The organism is Deltaproteobacteria bacterium (genome assembly GCA_040223695.1).
GTDB lineage: Bacteria > Desulfobacterota_D > UBA1144 > Nemesobacterales > UBA2774 > JAVKFU01.
Map to the genome: position 1 here is coordinate 18003 of JAVKFU010000013.1, position 21047 is coordinate 39049.

The window sequence follows — 21047 nt, forward strand, 5'->3', positions numbered from 1 at the left end:
GCAACTTGTAAACTATTCACACCAGAACATGAATTCCAATAATTCCATTACTATCGCGCTCGTTCAAACCAAAGTTTCCGAAGACATTCGGTCAAACGTGGCGAAAACCGTTAAGATGATAGAGCGGGCGGCCAGGAAAGGCGCCCGGATTGTCGCCCTGCAGGAGCTGTTCCAGACCCCCTATTTCCCTCAGTGGGAAAACAAGAATAAGGACGACTACGCGGAAAGCCAGAGGGGCTTCACCGTGAGCGAAATGAGAAAAGCGGCTAAAAAATACGGCGTGGCAATAGTGGTTCCGTTCTACGAGAAAAGGAACGGCAAATATTTCAACACGGCGGCGGTTATCGACAAGAACGGAAAGCTCCTGGGCCGGTACAATAAAGTCCATATCCCTCACGACCCGGGCTTTTATGAAAAGGAGTATTTTGAGGAGGGACAATCGGGTTACAAGGTTTTTCAGGTGGATAACGTGAAGTTCGCCGTGCTCATCTGCTTCGATCAGTGGTTTCCCGAAGCCGCCCGCATGGCCCGCCTGAAAGGGGCCCGGATAATCTTTTATCCGACCGCCATAGGCAATATCGTCGACTACGAAGAAAAAGGGGACTGGCATGACGCCTGGGAAACCGTACAAAGGGGCCACGCGATCGCGAACAGCGTGTACGTGGCCGCAATAAACCGCGTCGGCCGGGAAGGCGGGATAGAATTCTGGGGACAGTCGTTTATCTCCGATCCGTTCGGTAAGGTCATAAAGCGCGCTTCAGCCACCGGAGAAGAAACGGTAATCATGAAACTCGATCTGGAACTAAACGACTTTTATTCCGAAGGGTGGGGCTTTTTACGCAACAGGAGGCCCGATACCTACGATACGATCATTTCAGACAAACCGACTGAAAAATCCGGAAAGCTCCGTAACGTCACCCATTACGGGGACATGAAAAAGGCTTTGAATAAAAAATAATCCGCCCGTCATGAATAATCAGAAGAATCCGCCTTACAGGATGCCCGCCGAGTGGGAGCCTCACTCTGCTGTATGGCTTGCCTGGCCTTACGATGAAGATACCTTTCCGGACAGGATTGGAAAAGCCGAATCCGCGTTCGTGGAAATCATAAGCACCGTCCATAGGAGCGAGCCCGTTGAACTACTCGTGCTGAATCAGAAAATGAGGAGGAAATGCGAAGGAATGCTCAATAGTGCCGGCGTGGATATGACAAAGGTGAGCTTCCATATAACGGATTACGCCGATGTCTGGCTCAGGGATACGGGACCCGTTTTTGTTAAAGATCACACAGGCAAACTCATAATTACTAAATGGGAATTCAACGCCTGGGGAAATAAATTCCCCGAATTGCTCATAGACGGCGCTCTGCCGGAGAAAATCGGCGAATGGAAAAGCTTGCCCGTAGAAAAGCCCGACGCCGTGTTCGAGGGAGGCGCGGTTGACGTCAACGGCGAGGGGATGTGTCTGACCACGGAGCAGTGCCTGTTAAATGAAAACCGTAACCCCGGAAAAACAAAACCGGACATAGAAAGATATTTGAAGGAATACCTGGGAGTCCGGAAAACGATCTGGCTCAAGGAGGGGCTCGTTAACGACCACACGGACGGTCACATTGACGAGCTTGCCCGCTTTTGTGCGCCTAATAAAATCGTTTGCGGTTATGAAGACGATGAAGACGACGAAAATTACGGAATTCTTCAGGCCAACTATAAAACCCTGTCGGAGGCGGCTGATATGAACGGCAAGCCATTTGAAATCGTAAGGCTCCCGATGCCTCACGTGCGATACGACGAGGGGAGAAAGGCGCCCGCTTCCTATACGAATTTCTACATAAGCAACACCGTCGTCCTCGTGCCTGTTTTTAATGACATAAATGACGAGGAGGCATTAAGAATTCTCGGCGACTGCTTCCCCGGACGGAAGGTGGTGGGCATTGACTGCGGCGATATTATTTACGGTGGCGGGGCGATTCATTGCGTAACCCAGCAGCAGCCGAAATAATTTTTGACTTCATTCCAAACAGCTATAAAATATTTTCGTTTTCCAACCGCTAGAACTTGAGACAAAGGAATTCGCGGAATACAAATTAATCCCATACCGGCTCCGATACGGGATGGGAGGGGAGGATTCCTTAAATGGCAAAACCGACAAAAAAACAACTGCTCAGGGAAGCCGTCAAGCACATCGATATTAAGAAGATCGACGGCAAGCAGATTATCGACGCCTACCGGGGGATGTCTTTCTCTTCAAGAGACACCGCAAGGGCGGCAGACATATTCAATATGAACATCAGGGACAGGAACGCATCCGTATGGCTGACACTGGCCGGGTCCACTTCCGCGGGCGGCTGTATGCAGGTCTACGTGGATATGGTAGAGAATAATATGGTTGACGTTATTGTGGCCACGGGAGCTTCTATTGTGGATATGGACTTTTTCGAGGCACTCGGATTCAGGCATTACGCAGGCACGCCGTTTATCGACGACGGAATGCTGAGGTCACTCTACATCGACCGCATATATGACACGTTCATCGATGAGGATCAGCTACAGGTCTGCGACGGAACTATCGCGAAAATCGCCGATTCTCTTGAACCCAGGCCGTATTCCTCCCGCGAATTCATCCGTGAGATGGGCAGGTGGCTCACCAAAAACGTGAAAAAGAAGAACTCCCTGGTCCAGGCCGCTTACGAAAACGACGTGCCTGTTTTCTGCCCCGCATTTACCGACTCATCGGCGGGCTTCGGCCTGGTTTACCATCAATGGCACAATCCCGACTCGCACGTTTCTATAGACAGCGCAAAGGATTTTCTGGAGCTGACCAGGATCAAAATCGCGTCCAAAGAAAGCGGCCTATTTATGGTCGGCGGGGGAGTGCCGAAGAACTTCGCCCAGGATACAGTGGTCGCGGCGGAGATTCTGGGGAAAGACGTGCCGGTCCATAAATACGCCGTGCAAATCACCGTGGCGGATGTCCGCGACGGCGCATGCAGCTCATCCACCCTGAAGGAAGCGTCCTCCTGGGGCAAGGTAAGCACCGTCTATGAACAGATGGTTTATGCCGAGGCCACTACGGTCGTGCCTTTAATCGTCGCTAACGCCTACCAGACCGGGCACTGGAAAAAGAGAAAGAAGAGAAATTTTGCCAGGATTTTCCAGGACGGCCAGTAGACGTATGTATGAGTGGGCGGATTTTTCCAGCCGAGAGCGCAAAAAATACTTTAAAGAAATAGGAGCGGAATTTTTACGTGCGTAATAAAATCCCGGGGGCGTTAACCCAGAAGCCAAGGAGCAGCCGCCCTGTCAACATACCATTCGAGCACCCCTTTATCGGGATGAACCATTGAAGCTGGATATGGAATGGGCTCAGAACCCCTCTCCAATATATCTCTGAGTACAGGCTCTTTCCCGGCGCCGGCTACGAGAAAGGACACCCTTTCTGCGTTGTTTATGACGGGGAAAGTAATGCTTATCCTCTTTTGTCCCGTCTCGGGATGGGTCGCCACGACACAAACTCTGTCCTTTTCCAGGAGAGCAGGCGCACCGGGGAATAAGGAAGCGGTGTGCCCGTCTTCGCCCATTCCGAGAAATATCCAGTCGAAGCTGGGAAAACCGTTTCCATTCGACGGAATATATTTCTCTATCTCTTCTTCGTAGCGTTCTGCCTCTTCCTCCGGCGGATTTTCACCCAAAACCCGGTGGATATTTGACCCGGGTATCTCTATATGAGAGAGGAGAGCGTCGTTCGTCATTTTAAAGTTACTCTGACTGTCGTCAGGAGGGACGCAGCGCTCGTCGCCCCAGAAGAAAACGACCTTGTCCCATGGTAGTTCATTACCGTACGGCGGTCGGGCGAGAACCTCAAAAAAGGCCTTGGGCGTATGACCGCCCGACAGTGCTACGGTTAGTGACTCGCCGGAGGCGGCTTTTTTCTCAAGAGCGCTTTTAAAATCCGCGGCCAGCCGCCCCGCTAATTCGGATATGTCATTGAACAGGTAAATTTCCTTCTTCATGTCGACTCCCTCGAGACAGAAAAAATCTGCGCGGTATTCACCTTGTTACAGCTCGCAAAATTCCCCTTCCGTAGCCAGGTTTTTGCAAGGATATCTCCAGTCCTCATCGGGAGAATTAAACAGGCTCCCGGCTTCGTTCGGACCCCACGTGCCCGCGGGGTAGCCGTACATTTTTATGTCCCGGTTGTTTTCCCACTCTTTTATTATCGGATCGACAAATTTCCAGCACGCCTCTACAGCGTCCGCGCGGGCATAGTGCGTCGCGTCGCCGAGAATACAGTCGAGTATCAGGCGCTCATAGGCTTCGGGAATGTAGTTATCGGCAAGACTCGAGTAATGAAAATCCATCCCGACTTCCTTGATGTCGAACCCCGTGCCCGGTTTCTTCATTCCGAATCTGAGAAGTACTCCCTCATCGGGCTGAATTCTAATAATCAGCCGATTGGGAGCGGCCTCGCACAGCTCCTCTTTGGTGAAAAGATGGTGGGGGGTTCTCTTGAAGTCGATGACTACTTCGCTCACGCGAGTAGGGAGACATTTCCCCGTACGGAGGTAAAACGGCACATCACCCCACCGCCAGTTATCTATATATAATTTCAAAGCTACGAAAGTTTCGGTCATGGAATCGGGGGCGACATCCTTTTCCTGCCTGTATCCCAGAACCTTCCTGCCCTTGATTTTTGATTCGGTGTATTGTCCCCTCACAGCGTACTTTTCCACATCCCCGGGCTCGACGGGACGAAGGGACTGAAAGATTTTGACGGTTTCGTTCCTGACATGGGTCGCGTCGAAAAACGCCGGGGGCTCTATGGTAATCGTTCCAAGAACCTGGAGCAGGTGATTCTGTATCATGTCCCTCATCGCTCCGTAGTGGTCGTAGTAACCTCCACGCTCCTCGACCCCGATCGATTCGGCGGCTGTAATCTCGACGCGGTTTATATAATTCCTGTTCCATAGAGGCTCGAATATGCCGTTTGCGAACCTGAGGGCGAATATGTCCTGCACAGTCTCCTTGCCGAGATAATGGTCTATCCTGTAGATTTGATTCTCATCGAATATCTTTTGAAGGTCGTTATTCAGAGCCTTTGCCGAAGCGAGGTCGCGGCCGAACGGCTTTTCTATTATTATCCTCTTCCATCCGGAGTCCTTTCCCTCCTTTTGCAGCCCTTTTTTCCCGAGGTTTTTGGCAATCGAGGTATAAAGGCTCGGGGAGGTGGAGAGATAATAGATGTAATTACCCCCCGTTTTTACCGACTTGTCGATTTTCGCCAGCCTCTCCTTGAGGTCGTCATAATGGCTTGCATCCGTAGCGTCCATCGCCTGGTAGTAAAGATGTTTTGAGAAGGGCTCGAGATCTTTTTGGTCGGACTTCTTAATGCCGGCGTACTCTATGATGTCCTCTACAATCTTCTTGCGAAACGCGCTGTCCGAATAAGGGGACCTGCTCGTGCCCAGCACCGCGAATTTATCCGGGAGCAGGCCCTGCCGGAACAGAGCGTAAAGCGCCGGCATAAGTTTTCTCTTAGTCAAATCCCCGGACGCTCCGAAAATAACAATTACACAATTGTTTTCGTTTGCCATTATTTATTCCTCTTATTCAAAAATCTATTTTAATCACAGCCCGGCATAATAAGTAATTCCCGGCTTCAGGGGAAACATTTAATACAGTACAGCCTCCTGCTAGTCTTTCTTTTTAACGGCGTGCCCGCCGAACTGATTGCGGAGCGCGGCTATCGTCTTCATGGAGAAAGAGTCCGAATCCCTCGACTGCAATCTCGCTATCAGAGAGGCGGTTATTATGGGCGCGGGCACGTTCTGGTTGATCGCCGCCTCGACGGTCCAGCGACCCTCGCCGCTGTCCCAAACATAGGGATCGAGGTCTTCGAGAGTGGGATCCGCCTTGAATACCCGCTCCGCGAGCTCGAGCAGCCAGGAGCGTATAACGCTTCCGTACTGCCATACCTTGCTTATGGCTCTCAGATCCAGATCGAACTGTGAGCTTTCAAGAACCGCAAAACCTTCGGCGTATGCCTGAAGCATGCCGTATTCAATTCCGTTGTGAACCATCTTTACATAATGCCCCGAACCCTCGGAGCCGCAGTAAAGGTATCCGTTTTTAGGAGCGAGCGTCTTGAATATAGGCTCTGCGTATTCACATATCTTTTTATCCCCTCCGTACATGAGACAATACCCTTCTTTCAGGCCCCACACGCCTCCGCTGACTCCGCAATCCACAAAATGGATGCCGCTTGGCTTGAGCGACTTGGCCCGCTTCATAGAGTCCTGCCATTCCGAGTTTCCGCCGTCTATTATTACGTCGCCTTTCTTGAGGAGCTTTTTCAGGTCGCGAATATTCTGGTCGACCGGCTTGCCGGCGGGAACCATGAGCCAGATCACTTTGGGCTTGGGTAATTTCTTGACCATGTCGGCAAGAGAGGCTGCGGGAATCGCGCCCTTCTTTGCGGCCTCGTCTATAGGCCCCTGAGTTATGTTCCATACAACTACTTCATGGCCGTCCCGAAGAAGACGCTCCGTCATGTTGCCGCCCATCTTCCCCAATCCTATCATTCCTATTTTCATTTCGTCCTCCTGAAAAATTTATTTTATAGTTCTGTGCATTCGGTTGCTAATTTCTAATCCTATCATCAATAGATTTCACTGTACACTGGCGAGTAATGCTTTTACGTTCTCTTTTACAGTGCCTCCGGAGTTATAAACGCTCGAGCCCGCGACGAGTACCGTGGCCCCGGCCCTTACAATCTCGGGCGCCGTCCCGGTATCCACCCCCCCGTCTATACCGATCGGAACATCGAGCCCTCTTTCGTCGAGCATTTCACGGAGGGTGCGGATTTTATCCAGCTGGCTGCGTATGAACTTCTGCCCCCCGAAGCCCGGATTTACGCCCATGACCTGAACAAAATCGGCAAGCTCCAGCACATCCTCAAGGGTGCAGGCAGGGGTCGCCGGGTTTAAAGTAACCCCCGATTCGATTCCAAGCTCTCTTATGGACTCGAGAACACGGTGCAGGTGAAAGCATACTTCCTGATGCACGATTATACGGTCGGCTCCCGACTCGGCGAATGTACTTATATACTTTTCAGGCTCGACGATCATAAGGTGGACATCCAGTTTTAATTTAGAAATATTCCTTATAGCGCTCACCACGCCGGGCCCGAAATTGATGTTCGGGACAAACCTCCCGTCCATCACGTCTATTTGAATCCAGGATACGCCAGCGTCCTCAGCCTGCTTTACGGCATCGCCCAGCTTTGTAAAATCCGCGGATAAAATTGAAGGTTCAACTGTTACCATGGTCTTTCACTCACCTTTGGCTCCGGTTTTTAGAGAATTCTACGAGTCATTTCGTTTCTGATAACGGATACCGTGAGGCGTAGCCACGATAACCTCGCTTGCGGTTCCTATAAATATTCCGTATTCGACTATTCCCGCTTTCTGTCCCAGCTTGAGGGTTAAGTCGTCCAGATTAGAGATCGGCCCGAAATGGGCGTCGATTATATAGTTATTCTGATCCGTCGTATAGGGGGCGCCTTTATCCTCCATACGAAGCTGAGGCTCGGCCCCGAGCGATTTGAGGAAACTGGCGACCGGCTTCCACGCGAACGGAATCACCTCTACCGGAACCGGCCAATGTGTTCCGAGCCTAGGCGAGAGCTTGCTCTCATCCACGATCATGATATTCCGCCTGCTCGACTGAGCAAGCACCTTTTCCCTGAGCAGCGCCCCCCCGCCTCCCTTGATAAGGTTGAGCTGGGGGTCCACCTCGTCCGCGCCGTCCAGGGTGAGATCGAGCTCCTGACGCTCATCGAACGTCGTAACCGGGATGCCGTATTCCCTTGCCCTTTTCTCCGTTTCAATCGAGCTCGGTATCCCTACTATATTTTTTAACCGGCCGTCGCTTATCCTCCGACCGATTTCCTCAAGGGCGAACTTTGTAGTGCTGCCGGTTCCGAGCCCGAGCACCATCCCGCTCTCGACAAAATCCACGGCGCTTATTCCCGCTTCCTTTTTAAGCCTGTCCTGAAGCTTTATCTGGTCTTTACCGGGGGTTTCGCTCAACCTGTTTTCTCCTCCGATGAATTTAGTTCATGTATAAATGCTTTTGCCGTTCCGAGAAGCTCGGGAGGCGAGTCCACTATTCTCAATCTGGCGTTTGGGGGGATCTGATGCACCGACTCCCTCGTGAAGTCCGTCGTAACGGCAATACAGTTCATAGAGGCGGCCATGGCGGCCTTGACCCCGGAAGACGAGTCCTCTATCACGAGACTGCCGGAATGAGGCACACCGAGCTCATCGGCAAGGAGATTATAGATTTCGGGATCGGGCTTCGTATGCTCTACGTCCTGAGTAGTCGCTATAAAATCGAATTCGGACCTTATACCGAGCACGTCGAGAACCCTGTACGCCTCACGCCTGTGGGACATCGTCCCCAAACCGGTCGGATAACCTTCTCCGCGAGCCCACTTGAGAAGTCCCAAATTATAAGGACACTGGTGCTCCTTTAAAATCCGAGGGTCTGAAATCATGGCGTAATAACTATCCATCCTGATATCGACGAAAGCCTGCCACGGACTATCTACATTAAATTCTTCCATTCTTTTGCTCGCGGGCTCTTCGAGATTAAACCTTTTCAAAAGCCCGAGGGCAACCTCCTTCCGCGAGAGACCGACAAAGTCTTTAAACGCTTCCACGACCTCATCTTCGGTCAATGAATTGTCAAGCTCAACCGCGGCCTTCGCGTAGGATTTTGCTTTTAGAGCCTCGGTTTGCACGAGTGTGCCGTCAAGATCGAATATAATGGCTTTTATCACTTTTATTCCGGTTATAAGATTTCAGTCAATCTATTTATTCCGCCTATTACATCCTCGCCCAGATGAAAAGTTATGACCTTCCGTTTTCTGTCGAGGAGCGCCTGGCGGTCCCCAAGCGCGGCGGCGTCCTTAAGCACGCCGAAGCTTATCGAGGAGGCTTTCTTGCCGGGCTCATCAGGTATGGGCGCGTCCTTGGGCATATCGGAGGTAAACTGAATGAATAAGCCGTGCCCGGCGTCGCCCTTGTGAAGCTGTCCTGTGGAATGCAGAAACCTGGGTCCGAACCCTACCGTTGTCGCCATCCGGTACTGCCTCTGGATCCTGGTGCGCAGCTTCTGAAGCGCGTCGTATGTTTCGTCAGAAGGCTTCACATAAGCCTGGAAGGTAACGTAGCTCCTTCCCTTGGACTCGTTCCTGCCTTTCTTCGCAAACGACAGGAACTTTTTAAGGGCGTCCTCAAGGCTCCCGGTCTTGAAATCGGAATAGACAGTGATGCCGTCCTCCTCCAGGGTCGGCTTTATTCGGGGGAGCTTACCCTTCTTTTGATATTCGGCTATCATCTTTCGGGCCAGCACCTTCGCGGCCTCGACGTTGGGCTGGTTAAACGGATGTATTCCTATTATCATTCCGGCAACGGCAATCGCCATCTCCCACCTGAAGAATTCCCCGCCGATATCGTATATGTCCTTCAGGTTAATACGAACCACTGGGTGTCCCGCCTCTTCAAGGGCCTTTACCTCCGCATCGTAGGTGTTGTCATGAGCAAGCCTCATATACACGAACAGTCTGTCGTTCGCGTAATATTCGGGCGGCGCGAGGGGCTCCCGGTCAACGGGAAGAATCCCCTTTCCGTTCTTGCCGGTGCTTTCTGCGATAAGCTGTTCCACCCATGAGCCGAAGCTGTCTATGGGAGGGGAGGCGACAAGGGTTACCTTATCGCGGCCCGCCTTGGTCAGCTCGCCGAGGATCGCGCCGAGCCAGGCGCCCGAGTGATCGCCCTCGACAGGGCAGTTGCAGCTTTCGTTGTTATGAAGCATCCTGATAGCGCGGCCGAGGAGTGTCTCCAGATCGACTCCCTGAAATGCCGCAGGCGGAATGCCGACAAACGAAAGCGCGGAATAGCGGCCTCCTATATTGGGGTCATTGAGGAACGTCTTTCTGAATTTAAGCTCCTTCGCGATCTTCTCAAGGTTGCTGCCGGGATCAGTTATGGCTACGAAATGACGTCCGACCTCTTTTTTGCCGACTTCCTTCAACACCTCGTTATAGAAATATTTCATAAAAGACAGCGTCTCGGCTGTACCCCCGGATTTGGTTGAAATTATGAAGAGGGTTTTTGACAAATCGAGGCGATTTTTCTGCTCTAAAACGGCGCCCGGATCCGTGCTGTCAAGGACCGCCACGTCGAGATAGCCGTCTTTTACGCCGTAGGTCTCGCGTATGACCTCGGGGGCAAGACTGGAGCCGCCCATGCCGCACAGGAGCGCATCCGTATAACCGTCGGCCCTGACTTCGTCTACCACCGAGTTTATACCCGGAAGGGCGTCCATCATTACTTCAGGTATATGAAGCCAGCCCAGACGGTTGCTTATTTCCGTAGGATTGTCTTCCCAGACGAGATAATCGAAATTCCATATCTTCTGTATGATTTTTTTATCGCGTATCTTTTGAATCGTCTTGTCCACGGCGGGCTGAAACTCCCCGAGTGAAGCGGAATAAGGCTGCTTCTCCGATCGGATATCTTCCCTTTTTTCCTTAATGCTTTCCATCAAGTCCTCAAAGCTCTCGGCGAATTTCCTAACGCCTTCCTTCAGGAGAGTGTCCGTAATTTCTTTCAAATCGACTCCCTGTCTGCCGAGCTTTTTGACATCGTCTTTGGCTTTTTTCAACCCTTTTGTCAATGTGACCGCAACCTTGCCGTGGTCCTTGAAGTTCTTATAGGTCGCCGGAGGGACAGTGTTTACGGTGTCCGGCCCTATCAGCTCATCTACATACATCGTGTCCGGATAGGCGGGGTTTTTGGTGCTCGTGCTCGCCCAGAGAACCCTCTGAGGCCTGGCTCCCAGGTCGGCGAGCTTCTTCCAGCGGGGGCCTTTGAATGTTTTTCTGAATTCTTCGTATGCAAGCTTAGCGTTGGCAATGGCTATCCTGCCCTGAAGCCCGGTTTTTCCTACTTTTTCCAGTTCCGCATCAACCGCGGTATCCACCCTGCTTACGAAAAAGGAGGCGACTGAAGCGACCCTGTTGACCATATGCCCTTTGAATACCGAAGGCCCTTCGGAGGCAAGTCTTTCAAGCCCCTTTATATACGCCTCTGCGACCGCCATGTACTGCTCCAGGCTGAACATAAGAGTTACGTTCACATTGATGCCGGAGCCGATAAGCTCGGTTATAGCCGGGATACCCGCTGATGTAGCGGGGACCTTGATCATGACGTTCGGTCGTCCCAGAGTCACGAAATACCTCTTCGCATCCTTAATGGTATTCCTGGTATCGTTCGCAAGTGTGGGGCTTACCTCGAGACTTATATAACCGTCTCCGCCGCTCGTTTTGTCGTAAAGAGGCCTGAATTCATCCGCGGCCATGGCGATATCCTTTAACGCCAGGGCTTCGTAAATTTCATTCACCGATTTATTTTGCTCCACCAGGGCTTTTATATCCTCGTCGTAGTCGGAACTGCCCGCAATCGCTTTTTCGAGTATGGAGGGGTTTGAGGTTTCACCTCTCAGCCCTTCATCGATCAGAGCCTTGAGCTCCCCTGAGGTAAGAAAGGACCTTCTGATGTAGTCATACCAGATAGACTGGCCGAGCTTGGTCAAATCTTTGATTCTGGACATCTTGCTCTCCTTTATAAAAGTATTATCGGACTTACGTCAATCAGGATCATATTTTATGATTTTCTTGGGCCCTTCTTTTTGATCCGGTCCATAACGAGCCTGGCCTCTTTGACCACGCAATCCACGGTTAACCCGAATTCGGGCAGCAAATCAGAGATAGGAGCGGATTCACCGAAGGTACGCATTCCCACAACGCCTCCCTCAACGTGTCTGATACCGACATAGCGCCCCCAGCCGTGAGTAGAGCCAGCTTCAACCGCTACACGCGCCCTGACCGAGCTCGGAAGCACTTTCTCCTGATATTTCACATCCTGAAGCTCGAAAAGCTTCCAGCAGGGCATACTGACGACCCTGGCCTTGATCTTCCGCCGGGTGAGTTTCTCGTACGCCCCTAGACAAAGATGAACTTCAGAGCCCGTCCCTATGAGAATAACATCCGGCTTTCCCTTGCAGTCCGCCAATATGTAGGCGCCTTTCAGCGCCCCCTCGGCCGGGGCGTATTTCTTTCGGTCGATAGTAGGAATATTCTGCCTGGTAAGAATCAAGGCAACGGGCCGGTTTTTCACTTCCATCACGTACCTCCATAGCATACTGAGCTCGTTGGCGTCGGCAGGTCTTATGACGTCGAGATTCGGTATCGCTCTCAGTGAAGCGAGGTGTTCTATAGGCTGATGGGTCGGCCCGTCTTCCCCGAGACCTATGCTGTCGTGGGTAAATATAAAAATAACGGGGTTCTGCATAAGACAGGCGAGCCTGAGAGGAGCTCTCATATAGTCGGAGAAGACGAAATAGCAGGCAGTATAGGGTCTCAGCTTACTGAGAGCCATGCCGTTTGCCACGGCCGCCATAGCGTTCTCTCTAATCCCGAAATGGAAATTCCTGCCGTCATACATTCCCTTTTCGAAGCTGCCGGCTCCGTCAATGTAGGTTTTGGTTGAAGATCCCACGTCGGCGGCGCCTCCGATAAGCCAGGGGTATTCCGGAACGATAGAATTCAATATCTTGTGGTTTGCCGTGCGCGTGGCGGGACCTTTGGGGTCCGTGGGGAACACCGGGAGGCACTTTTCCCACCCCTCGGGCATTTCGCGATTTTCCATATGACGAAACTGCTTCGCAAGCTCTGGGTATTCCTTTTCGTATGCCAGGAATTTCTTGTTCCACTCGTCTTCCAAAACCTCCCCCTTCCTCAGAACGCGCTTACGGTACTCCTTGACCTCTTCGGGCACATAGAATTTCTTGTCGGGATCCCACCCGTAGTTAATTTTGGTTTTACGAATCTCGTCTTCACCGAGCGGCTCCCCGTGAGCGGCCGATGTATCCTGTTTGTTCGGACTGCCGTAACCGATATGGCTGTCAACGATGATGAGAGAAGGCTGTTCAGTCTCCTTTAAAGCTCTATCTATGGCTTCTTCGAGAAGCTCCAAATCGTTTGCGTCACCGACCCGCTGAACGTGCCAGTTGTAACCCATAAATCGGGCGGCGACGTCTTCACTGAAGGCAAGAGCCGTGTGCCCTTCTATAGTTATGTGATTGTTATCATAAAACCATATAAGATTGCTAAGACCCAGATGGCCCGCGAGTGAGGCGGCTTCGCCTGATATACCCTCCATCATACAACCATCGCCGGCGATCGCGAAAACGCTGTAGTCTATAATCTCATGGCCGGGTTTATTGAAGTAAGAAGCGATCCACCTTTCGGCTACCGCCATTCCCACCGATGTGGCGACCCCCTGCCCGAGCGGACCCGTGGTCGTCTCAATACCCGGAGCCAGTCCGTATTCGGGATGTCCGGCGCATTTACTGTGCAGCTGACGGAATGTTTTGATGTCGTTCAGTGAAAGATCATAGCCCGTTATATGGAGGAGGCTGTAGAGCAGCATGGAAGCATGTCCGTTGGAAAGCACAAAACGGTCACGATTGGGCCAGTCGGGATTTTTAGGATTGAGCTTCATGAATCTGTCCCAAATTGTGAAAGCGACCGGGGCCAGGGACATCGGGGTCCCCGGATGTCCGGAATTGGCTTTTTGCACCGCATCCATGGACAGAGTCCTTATAGTGTTAATAATCAATTGCTCAAGTTCCGGCTTTTTCTTTTTCGGTATTGCTTCCATTATGCTTCTCCTTAAAATTATTTTCGAGGCGATATGTTAATTCAGTATTAAGACGGCGAAAATTCTAAAAAGTTACGTCCTGTATTATTATTTTTTTTGATAACCTGCACCGGATATTCGACATGAGTATCGGTTTTTCATGCAGATTGAATACCCTCTCCGGATAGAATATCTATTTACATCCGCAGACAGCTTAAACGCCCCTTGTCCCATACATCTGCTTTAAACAGTCACCACTGATGAGTTTGTAATTATGCTCTCTTTGCTCAGGAAGCATACTGAATACGTCCTCGCCGCCGCTGTAGTTATAGAGAGTATCAAGGTCGTCTTTTAGCTTACATTTAACCAAGTGTCGGAGTGCTTCCATATGGAACAAATTTCAACCTCGATTAACTGGAATTTAAATCACCGGATTATCAATTATATCCCCAATGCCATTATCACATAAGGATAGTTTTTTTTCAAGAATAAGCCCGCCTTTAAAGCTCGGAGGCGAGCGCCGCGCCGACAATACCAGCGTCATTATGCATTTCAGCGGGAACGATTTCGGCTTTAATCTTAATGTACTTAAAAAACTTATCCGACTTTTTACTGACTCCCCCGCCGACTATAACGAGATCGGGCGAAATCAGCATTTCCATATGCTTCAAGTACTTATTGACCCTTTTCCCCCATTTCTTCCAGCTAAGGTCTTCCTTTTCTCTGTGTATCGCCGCTGCGCGTTTTTCAGCGTCTCCGCCGTCAATCTCTACATGGCCGAACTCGGTATTTCGAACCAGATGTCCGTCTACGAACAAAGCGGAGCCTATACCGGTCCCGAGCGTTACCATAAGCACGACACCGCCGCCCGGCTTGTTGTAATCCCTCCCGGCCCCGAACTTCATCTCGGCAAGCCCCGCTGAATCGGCATCGTTAATCACATGAACTTTACATTGAGAAATTTTTTCAATCTCTTCCTTTATATTCACTCCTATCCATTTCTTGGAAAGATTCGCCGCGGTATATACGCCGCCGTTTTTAATCACGCCGGGAAAGCCGCACCCAACCTCCCCTTCCCATTTCCAGTGCTTAATCATATCGTGCATAGCTCCGAGCATATTTTCGGGATTTGACGGTTGCGGAGTATCGACCCGGTATCTCTCCTCAATCAATTCACCTTTACCGATATCCACCGGGGCCGATTTAATTCCAGTCCCTCCGATATCGATTCCCAGTACCGGGGGCCTAGCCTTCCTTCGCCTTGTAGCCATATTGTATTCCTCTGTCCATATAGAGTTTTTTTTCTAATTCTACACCAATTCAGCGGTAGAAATAAAATTTTCGAATCCTAGCCGACGGCGGGCTTAGGTAGTAATCAAGCTCTATGCTATACTCACTTTTATAAAAAATCACATACGAACAAGCACATACGGAGATTCTTAGTCTATAAGCATGAGCAAAGCAGCTTTAATTACTGGTGGAGGGGTAAGGATCGGAAAAGCGATTTCTCTGGCGCTGGCCGATATGGGATACGACATCGCGCTGCACTTCAACAGCTCGGACACAGAAGCGAAAGAAACTGCCGGAGAGATAGAATCGCGGGGCGTGAGATGCGAATTATTTCAAGCCGACCTGTCCGTCGTTAAAAACGCGAGGACTTTAATTCCGAGTGTATTTGAAGTTTTCCCGAAATGCTCGATTCTTGTAAACAACGCAGCTATTTTTGAAAATATGCTTTTTTTCGATGTTACCGAAGAAGAGTTTGACAGGGAATTCAATATAAATTTTAAATCGCCGTTCTTCCTCGCGCAGGACTTCAGCGGGCAGGCCGCGGCAGAATTGATCGTGAATATGCTTGATATGCGTGTTTCACAAATCGAGACCGAGCATTTCGTTTATAACCTGAGCAAAAAAACGCTCCGGGATTTCACGCTCATGGCCGCAAAAGCGCTTGGACCGAAAATACGCGTAAACGGAATCTGTCCCGGACCTACCCTGCCGCCTCCGGAGGAAGACGAGGAGTACCTGACGCGAATTTCAAAAGGGACGCCGCTCGGGAAACCGGGAAATCCCGATTACGTAATCTCCGCGTTAAAATATATTCTGGATAACCCGTACGTAACCGGGGAATGTCTCTTTGTTGACGGAGGGCAGCATTTAGTTTAGCGGAGCGTCGCCATGATAATTAGAATAGAGAATCTCAGATTGAGGACAGTCGTGGGGATATTCGACTGGGAGAAGGAAGTTAAGCAGGACGTTGTTATAAATGTCGAGATAGAGTTCGACGGCGCTGAGGCGATGAAGAAGGACGATATCCAGCACACAATCGATTACAAATCAACTACAAAAAGAATCATTTCCGAGGTTGAGGGAAAAGATTACAATCTCATAGAAAAGATTGCGGGCGACGTTATGGAAATTATTATGCAAGACAAGAAGGTTCAGAAGGCGACAGTCAAAATCGACAAGCCGGGAGCGCTGAGGTTCGCAGACTCGGTTTCAGTCACACACACGGAGTCCAGGTGACCCGCACCGGATTTTAAGGATGAAATTCAATCGAGCGGTTATAGGAGTGGGATCGAATATCGACCCTGAGGAAAACATTAAGAAGGCCAAAGAAGCGATTGCTTCGGAATTCAAGCTGATCGGCGCGTCTTCATTCATCAGGACCGAACCGGTCGAATTTAAGAACCAGCCGATGTTCGTAAACGGGGCCGTGCTTATAGAGACCGTCATCGATTACGCAGAATTAAAGGCCAGGCTCATCGACCTCGAAATTAAGTTAGGAAGAGTTAGAACCGGTAACAAAAACGGCCCGAGGATTATAGACCTCGATATTCTGGTATGGAATGGAGATATTGTTGACAGGGATGTTTACGAAAGGGAGTTTCTCGCGGAATCCGTCAAGGAATTACTGCCGGAACTGGATTTACGTTAAGCTTACAGGGCTGAAGTCTATTTAATCACAAAAATAGAGTCCGGATTTAATAGACAGTCTTAAGAGTTAAGCCGGAGCGTGAGATTGTTTACCCGTACACACCGCCCGCAGTGTATTATTTAAAGTAAACGCAGTAGTGAAGCAAACGGCCATCAAAGAAATTCTTTTCCAGTTTGTATTCACGGCCGAGCGACTCAAGCTCATCGAAGTTAAAATTTTTCGGGAGCCTGAATACAACGGAATCTGTCAATGAGAAGGCCATCGCCAGGAGGCCTTTACCGTCAGGCTCGAAATCCGACAACGAGAACGATTTCTTCCTGTTATAATCGGTCCCGCCCCATGGAGGGTCGAGAAATACCGTATCGGGTTTTAATGTGGGAAGTATATTCATGCAGTCTCCGTAAATGAATTCTATCCTCTCCCGTACCCCGAAAACGCCGGCATTGTATTCCGCCATGCGGAGTTTTTCCCGGTCTTTCTCAACAGCAATAACGTCCTTACCAACCCTTGCGAATCCGATTGCGCTTCCGCCTACGCCGCAGAAGACGTCCGCAACCAAATTCCCCGGCGTCCTCTCCGCTATACCGAGCGCAATTGACTCAAGCGCAAGGGAAAAGAGCCCTTCCTCGTCGAACCGCATGCTTCTCTCCCGCTCCGTGAGCCTGTCCCAATAGCGCTGGAGTCGGGGGCCGAGGGGGCAAATAGCTCGGTCCCCGTTATTCATTCCGTTGCCCCTCACGGAACCAGGCTGAAATTTTTGTTTCAGCTTTTTTACTGTAGGGCGTAAATCCTTTCTCAATATTGTCCTTTTCTTCGCTGTCCATGTCGGTGAAGTATTTCCATACGAATACACCCGCAAGATAAGGCTTGTCCCTGAACACAACCGACGTTGCCTCGAATGCCAGAGCCTGCTCCTCCTGACTGGCAACACCGTCATCGCTCCACTCCCAGGGTTTTATGGCAGTGCCCTCGACCGATTTATATCCTATCTCGGTAAAGATGATCTTCTTACCGTACTTCTCCGATAGCTCTTTTATCTCGGGCTCGTGTCTTTTCCAGCCCCTGACAAGCTCGCTAAGAGCCGGGGCCGCTTTACCCGTCAAAGGGAAATAGGCGTCTATTCCTATGTAATCCAGAGAATCCCAGAACTCTATATTTTTCGCATTCATTCCCTCGGCCGCGTATGTGAGCCTTCCGCCGTAAACTTTTCTGACTTCTTCGATAAGCTTCCTCCACTCTCCCGTATATTTCGATACCTCCACAAGCTCCGTTCCGACAACCAGTATCTCTACACCGGTTTTTTCCGCAAGCATGGCCTGACCGATTATAAACTTTCTGTAGTTAAAGAACCATTCTTCTCTCTTATCCGAATCCGTGAAATCTATTTTGCTCCTCCAGTTGTCAGCGTCAAAATTCCAGCCTCCGATCCAGATATGCGGCTTTAACATCACTTTGAACCCGCTCCCATGGAGATTCCGTATTTCATCGATCAGATAGCGGTCCGCCATCGTGGGGTCGCCGTCTACTATTAACCCGGTCTCGGCGCGGTCTCTCATATACGCAAATGTGTTTAACTGCACGGTGTCGTAGCCGATGCCTTTAAGATGTGAGTGTATATTGCGTGAACTCCCGGAGCCGTAGCCGCTGCCGATTCTGTGTATATGGGCAAGAACAGCGCCTTTATATTCGAGGGAAGCTCGCTCCGATCCACCCGTTTTATCCCCTACCCTGGAGCTAAGGGAAACAAATAGAAAGGATGCCGATATCAATATTACTATGAGACCCACAGTGAGGATTTTATATTTATTCCTTTCCATTGTCAGTCCGAATAATAGTAACTCAAGAACAGGCTTATGAATTCCTTAAATTTTCCAATACCGAATTCATATGATCGTAATGCGATCCCTTCCAATATATCTTCCTGCAATCGGAGCACCTGAAAAATTCGTCATAATAAAGAATTGTCCCGGGCTCGAGCCGCTCCAGAATATCCTGCTTAGGGACAGGCTCTATTACACCGTTACAGTCCAGGCACCTGTTAAAGGGAGCTACGTCAGACCAGAGGTCAAACCTTCCCAGCACCTCGATTAACTGTTTCCCCGGGTCTGGAGACCTTACCCAATAACCGTGGGCTATAATTCTGTGCCGGAGCAGACGACGGTCGCGGGTCAGCACAATGCGGTTTTCCCCACACCCCAGCCGCGCCACCTCATGATCGTCGTAGTCGTTCCTGAAAACGGTATCAAATCCCGCCATGCGCAGCAGTCTCGCGAGCTTTCCCAGATTAACATCCGCGATAAATACCGGCGCCGGTTTATCCCTGAGCTTAACGCGGGGTGAGATCTTCACATGACTTGAAACCGGATAAACGAATACTTCGTCCCCGTCCTTCAAATGGTAGCCGAAGCCCACGGATTTTCCGTTCACCGTTACCAGATCGACCTCGGTATGGGGGACCCCGATCGCCTCTATGGAGTCTTTAATCGAGGGCCTGCCGTCAAACTCGTAGTGAACCGTGGCGCCCTTAACAGAGGCGGGCAAGAAATCCTGTAACTCGTCATGTAACTTGAAAAGCGCCTCGTACTCACTCATGAACCATTCGCGGAATAAAAAAATAATTTTCCCTACATGAATAATATATCAAAGTTATGCGAATAAAGTTATACGAATATGGTCGCGAGGTATTCCGTGAGGTCGCTTTCGCTCGCGGGCTGATTTCTGAAAGCGATGTAGCCGTCGGGGCGTATAAGATAGAGGCAGGCGTTTACGGCGCCGAAGTCGCGGTGCATAACCAAATCCTTGTCCCCCCATACCGAAGAAAGCTCTCTGAAATCGGGCGGAACCCCTTTTGAGCCCAAAATTAAATGCGTCTCGATAAGGCCTTTGAATCCGGCATCAACGGTGCTGTGTATTTTCCTCAGCTCGTCAAACTCCATATCCTCGGGATCGGCGCCGGTGAAAAGCAATAGCTCGTGCTCGGCGCCCCTGAGCAGGTCGTAAAGCCGGACGCTCTCTTTTTGATCCAGGCTAAGGAGGGGGTAATCCTTCACGCGCTCTCCCGCGGTAAGGTCGTGGCGGTAATCATGGAATCCCTCAATCGCGTCCGGCTGATACCACCTCTCAGCGACTATAGGGCTGCCTTTGTAATGAACCTCGATTTGGGAGAGGGTGTTGAGGACTTTTTTCTGAACAGCGTCAAGCCCCGATAAAACACCTATCATCTTATTTCGGATCGTAGATAAAACCGGGTTATGGATACCGACCATTCGTGTCGCCATGTCCGTAAGCCCCACAACCCCCTCCCCCACACGGCGCCTCTCAATATTGTAGCTCTCAGTGAGGCTCTCCGGCGATTTGCCCTTTAGCACGAGCGCGAGCTTCCAGGCCAGATTACAGGCGTCCTGGATACCGGTATTCATTCCCTGACCGCCAAGCGGGCTGTGAATATGGGCCGCGTCCCCGGAGAGGAAAATCCGGCCTTCGGCGTACTTGTCCACCATACGGTGATGGAGCCTAAAATACGCAAGCCAGTTGGGGTCAGTTACGCTTTTGTAGTCTATCCCCCTTTCGTTCATGAGTCTCCTCACGTCCTCTATGGTCGGCTCTGGCATGTCCTCTTCTATAGGGGAGTCCGGAAGCTCGAACATCAGTCTCCCCCTGTCACTGTAGAGCGGGAAATACGCGGTAACCCCGGCAGGATGTATGAATATCGACAGATGGTGGAGAGGATACGTCCAGTCAAGATTACAGTCCGCAAGGAGCCAGTAGTTCGGATAAGGGGCGCCCTTGAAATCGAAATTAAGAATATGTCTAGTTGAGCTGTGCGCCCCGTCGCACCCCGATACGTAAGCGCACTCAATAATTTCCTCAGAACCGTCTTTTAATCTGATACGCGCGGCAGGTTTGTCGTCTGCGCTCTCTATGGATACGAGCTCTTTCTCGCGCTCTATCTCTATTCCGTATGAGCGCAGGCGTCCGGTCAGTATCCTCTCCGTATCGCTTTGCGCGAGAATGAGGAAAAACGGGTATTTACTCTCGAGCGTATCGAATACAACGCTGGCAAGGGGTTTGCCTTGATCGTACATATCGAAGCCATTAGATATATTCCCCTGCCCGAGCACCGCATCCGCAATACCCATATTATCGAACAGCTCGAGCGTGCGGGCGTGTATCCCGAAAGCCTTTGATTTATCCGAAGGGACCGGAGCTTTGTCAATTATTCTCGGTGTAATTCCGTGCCTTGCGAGCTCACAAGCCATGGTCAACCCCGTAGGTCCCGCACCCACAACCAGAACATCAGTACTCGATTTTACGGAATCCGCCATTCGTATCTCCTTTATAA

At 50.6% G+C, this 21047-nt stretch carries 19 protein-coding genes; 6 read left to right on the top strand and 13 right to left on the bottom strand.

Annotated elements, in window-relative coordinates; translation table 11 throughout:
• The first annotated feature begins 28 nt into the window (after positions 1–28).
• From RIG61_03075 to RIG61_03085, 3 genes are all read left to right on the top strand, one after another.
• Positions 29–958 carry a carbon-nitrogen hydrolase gene (locus tag RIG61_03075; GenBank protein MEQ9618139.1) on the top strand — a complete coding sequence of 310 codons (930 nt, stop codon included), beginning with the start codon at positions 29–31 and terminating at the stop codon, positions 956–958.
• Positions 959–968: 10 nt separating this feature from the next.
• Positions 969–2000: an agmatine deiminase family protein gene (locus RIG61_03080; protein MEQ9618140.1), complete on the top strand. Its 1032-nt coding sequence runs from the start codon at positions 969–971 to the stop codon at positions 1998–2000.
• Between the two features lie 134 nt (positions 2001–2134).
• Positions 2135–3169 carry a deoxyhypusine synthase gene (locus RIG61_03085; GenBank protein MEQ9618141.1) on the top strand — a complete coding sequence of 345 codons (1035 nt, stop codon included), beginning with the start codon at positions 2135–2137 and terminating at the stop codon, positions 3167–3169.
• 101 nt (positions 3170–3270) lie between these two features.
• Here RIG61_03085 and pgl read toward each other — a convergent pair whose 3' ends face one another.
• From pgl to RIG61_03130, 9 genes are all read right to left on the bottom strand, one after another.
• On the bottom strand, positions 3271–4011 hold the full coding sequence (gene pgl, locus RIG61_03090) for a 6-phosphogluconolactonase (protein MEQ9618142.1): 741 nt from the start codon (positions 4009–4011) through the stop codon (positions 3271–3273).
• A 45-nt stretch (positions 4012–4056) separates the two neighbouring features.
• Positions 4057–5592: a glucose-6-phosphate dehydrogenase gene (gene zwf / locus RIG61_03095; protein MEQ9618143.1), complete on the bottom strand. Its 1536-nt coding sequence runs from the start codon at positions 5590–5592 to the stop codon at positions 4057–4059.
• Between the two features lie 99 nt (positions 5593–5691).
• A complete protein-coding gene (gnd, locus tag RIG61_03100) occupies positions 5692–6591 on the bottom strand; it encodes a decarboxylating 6-phosphogluconate dehydrogenase (GenBank protein MEQ9618144.1) in 900 nt (299 codons plus the stop codon).
• A gap of 75 nt (positions 6592–6666) precedes the next feature.
• Positions 6667–7323 (bottom strand): ribulose-phosphate 3-epimerase, encoded by a 657-nt coding sequence (rpe, locus tag RIG61_03105; GenBank protein MEQ9618145.1) that lies wholly within the window; start codon positions 7321–7323, stop codon positions 6667–6669.
• Between the two features lie 39 nt (positions 7324–7362).
• Positions 7363–8061 (bottom strand): ribose-5-phosphate isomerase RpiA, encoded by a 699-nt coding sequence (gene rpiA / locus RIG61_03110; protein MEQ9618146.1) that lies wholly within the window; start codon positions 8059–8061, stop codon positions 7363–7365.
• Positions 8062–8084: 23 nt separating this feature from the next.
• Positions 8085–8840, bottom strand: a complete 756-nt coding sequence (locus RIG61_03115; protein ID MEQ9618147.1) for an HAD family phosphatase — start codon at positions 8838–8840, stop codon at positions 8085–8087.
• Positions 8841–8851: 11 nt separating this feature from the next.
• The gene (locus RIG61_03120) at positions 8852–11677 is read right to left on the bottom strand and encodes a bifunctional transaldolase/phosoglucose isomerase (protein MEQ9618148.1); all 2826 of its coding nucleotides are present in this window, start codon (positions 11675–11677) and stop codon (positions 8852–8854) included.
• A gap of 53 nt (positions 11678–11730) precedes the next feature.
• Complete coding sequence (gene tkt / locus RIG61_03125; protein MEQ9618149.1) at positions 11731–13788, bottom strand: transketolase; 2058 nt, start codon at positions 13786–13788, stop codon at positions 11731–11733.
• 479 nt (positions 13789–14267) lie between these two features.
• Entirely contained in the window at positions 14268–15038 is a 771-nt protein-coding gene (locus tag RIG61_03130) for an ROK family protein (GenBank protein MEQ9618150.1), read from the bottom strand.
• A gap of 181 nt (positions 15039–15219) precedes the next feature.
• Here RIG61_03130 and RIG61_03135 point away from each other — a divergent pair, with 181 nt between their 5' ends.
• Genes RIG61_03135 through folK form a run of 3 tightly spaced genes read left to right on the top strand, consistent with a single transcriptional unit; the run spans position 15220 to position 16705 of the window.
• Entirely contained in the window at positions 15220–15933 is a 714-nt protein-coding gene (locus RIG61_03135; GenBank protein ID MEQ9618151.1) for an SDR family oxidoreductase, read from the top strand.
• A gap of 12 nt (positions 15934–15945) precedes the next feature.
• Entirely contained in the window at positions 15946–16293 is a 348-nt protein-coding gene (folB, locus tag RIG61_03140) for a dihydroneopterin aldolase (protein MEQ9618152.1), read from the top strand.
• A 19-nt stretch (positions 16294–16312) separates the two neighbouring features.
• The gene (gene folK, locus RIG61_03145) at positions 16313–16705 is read left to right on the top strand and encodes a 2-amino-4-hydroxy-6-hydroxymethyldihydropteridine diphosphokinase (GenBank protein MEQ9618153.1); all 393 of its coding nucleotides are present in this window, start codon (positions 16313–16315) and stop codon (positions 16703–16705) included.
• A gap of 115 nt (positions 16706–16820) precedes the next feature.
• Here folK and RIG61_03150 read toward each other — a convergent pair whose 3' ends face one another.
• The 4 genes from RIG61_03150 to RIG61_03165 all read right to left on the bottom strand — a co-directional run bounded on the left by RIG61_03150 (position 16821) and on the right by RIG61_03165 (position 21030).
• Positions 16821–17429 carry an RsmD family RNA methyltransferase gene (locus tag RIG61_03150; protein MEQ9618154.1) on the bottom strand — a complete coding sequence of 203 codons (609 nt, stop codon included), beginning with the start codon at positions 17427–17429 and terminating at the stop codon, positions 16821–16823.
• Positions 17422–18522, bottom strand: coding sequence for a hypothetical protein (locus RIG61_03155; GenBank protein ID MEQ9618155.1), 1101 nt, complete (start codon positions 18520–18522; stop codon positions 17422–17424). Before RIG61_03155 ends, RIG61_03150 begins: the two co-directional genes overlap by 8 nt.
• A 34-nt stretch (positions 18523–18556) precedes the next feature.
• A complete protein-coding gene (locus RIG61_03160; protein ID MEQ9618156.1) occupies positions 18557–19297 on the bottom strand; it encodes a Mut7-C RNAse domain-containing protein in 741 nt (246 codons plus the stop codon).
• Between the two features lie 68 nt (positions 19298–19365).
• Positions 19366–21030 carry an FAD-dependent monooxygenase gene (locus tag RIG61_03165; protein MEQ9618157.1) on the bottom strand — a complete coding sequence of 555 codons (1665 nt, stop codon included), beginning with the start codon at positions 21028–21030 and terminating at the stop codon, positions 19366–19368.
• Positions 21031–21047 lie beyond the last annotated feature (17 nt).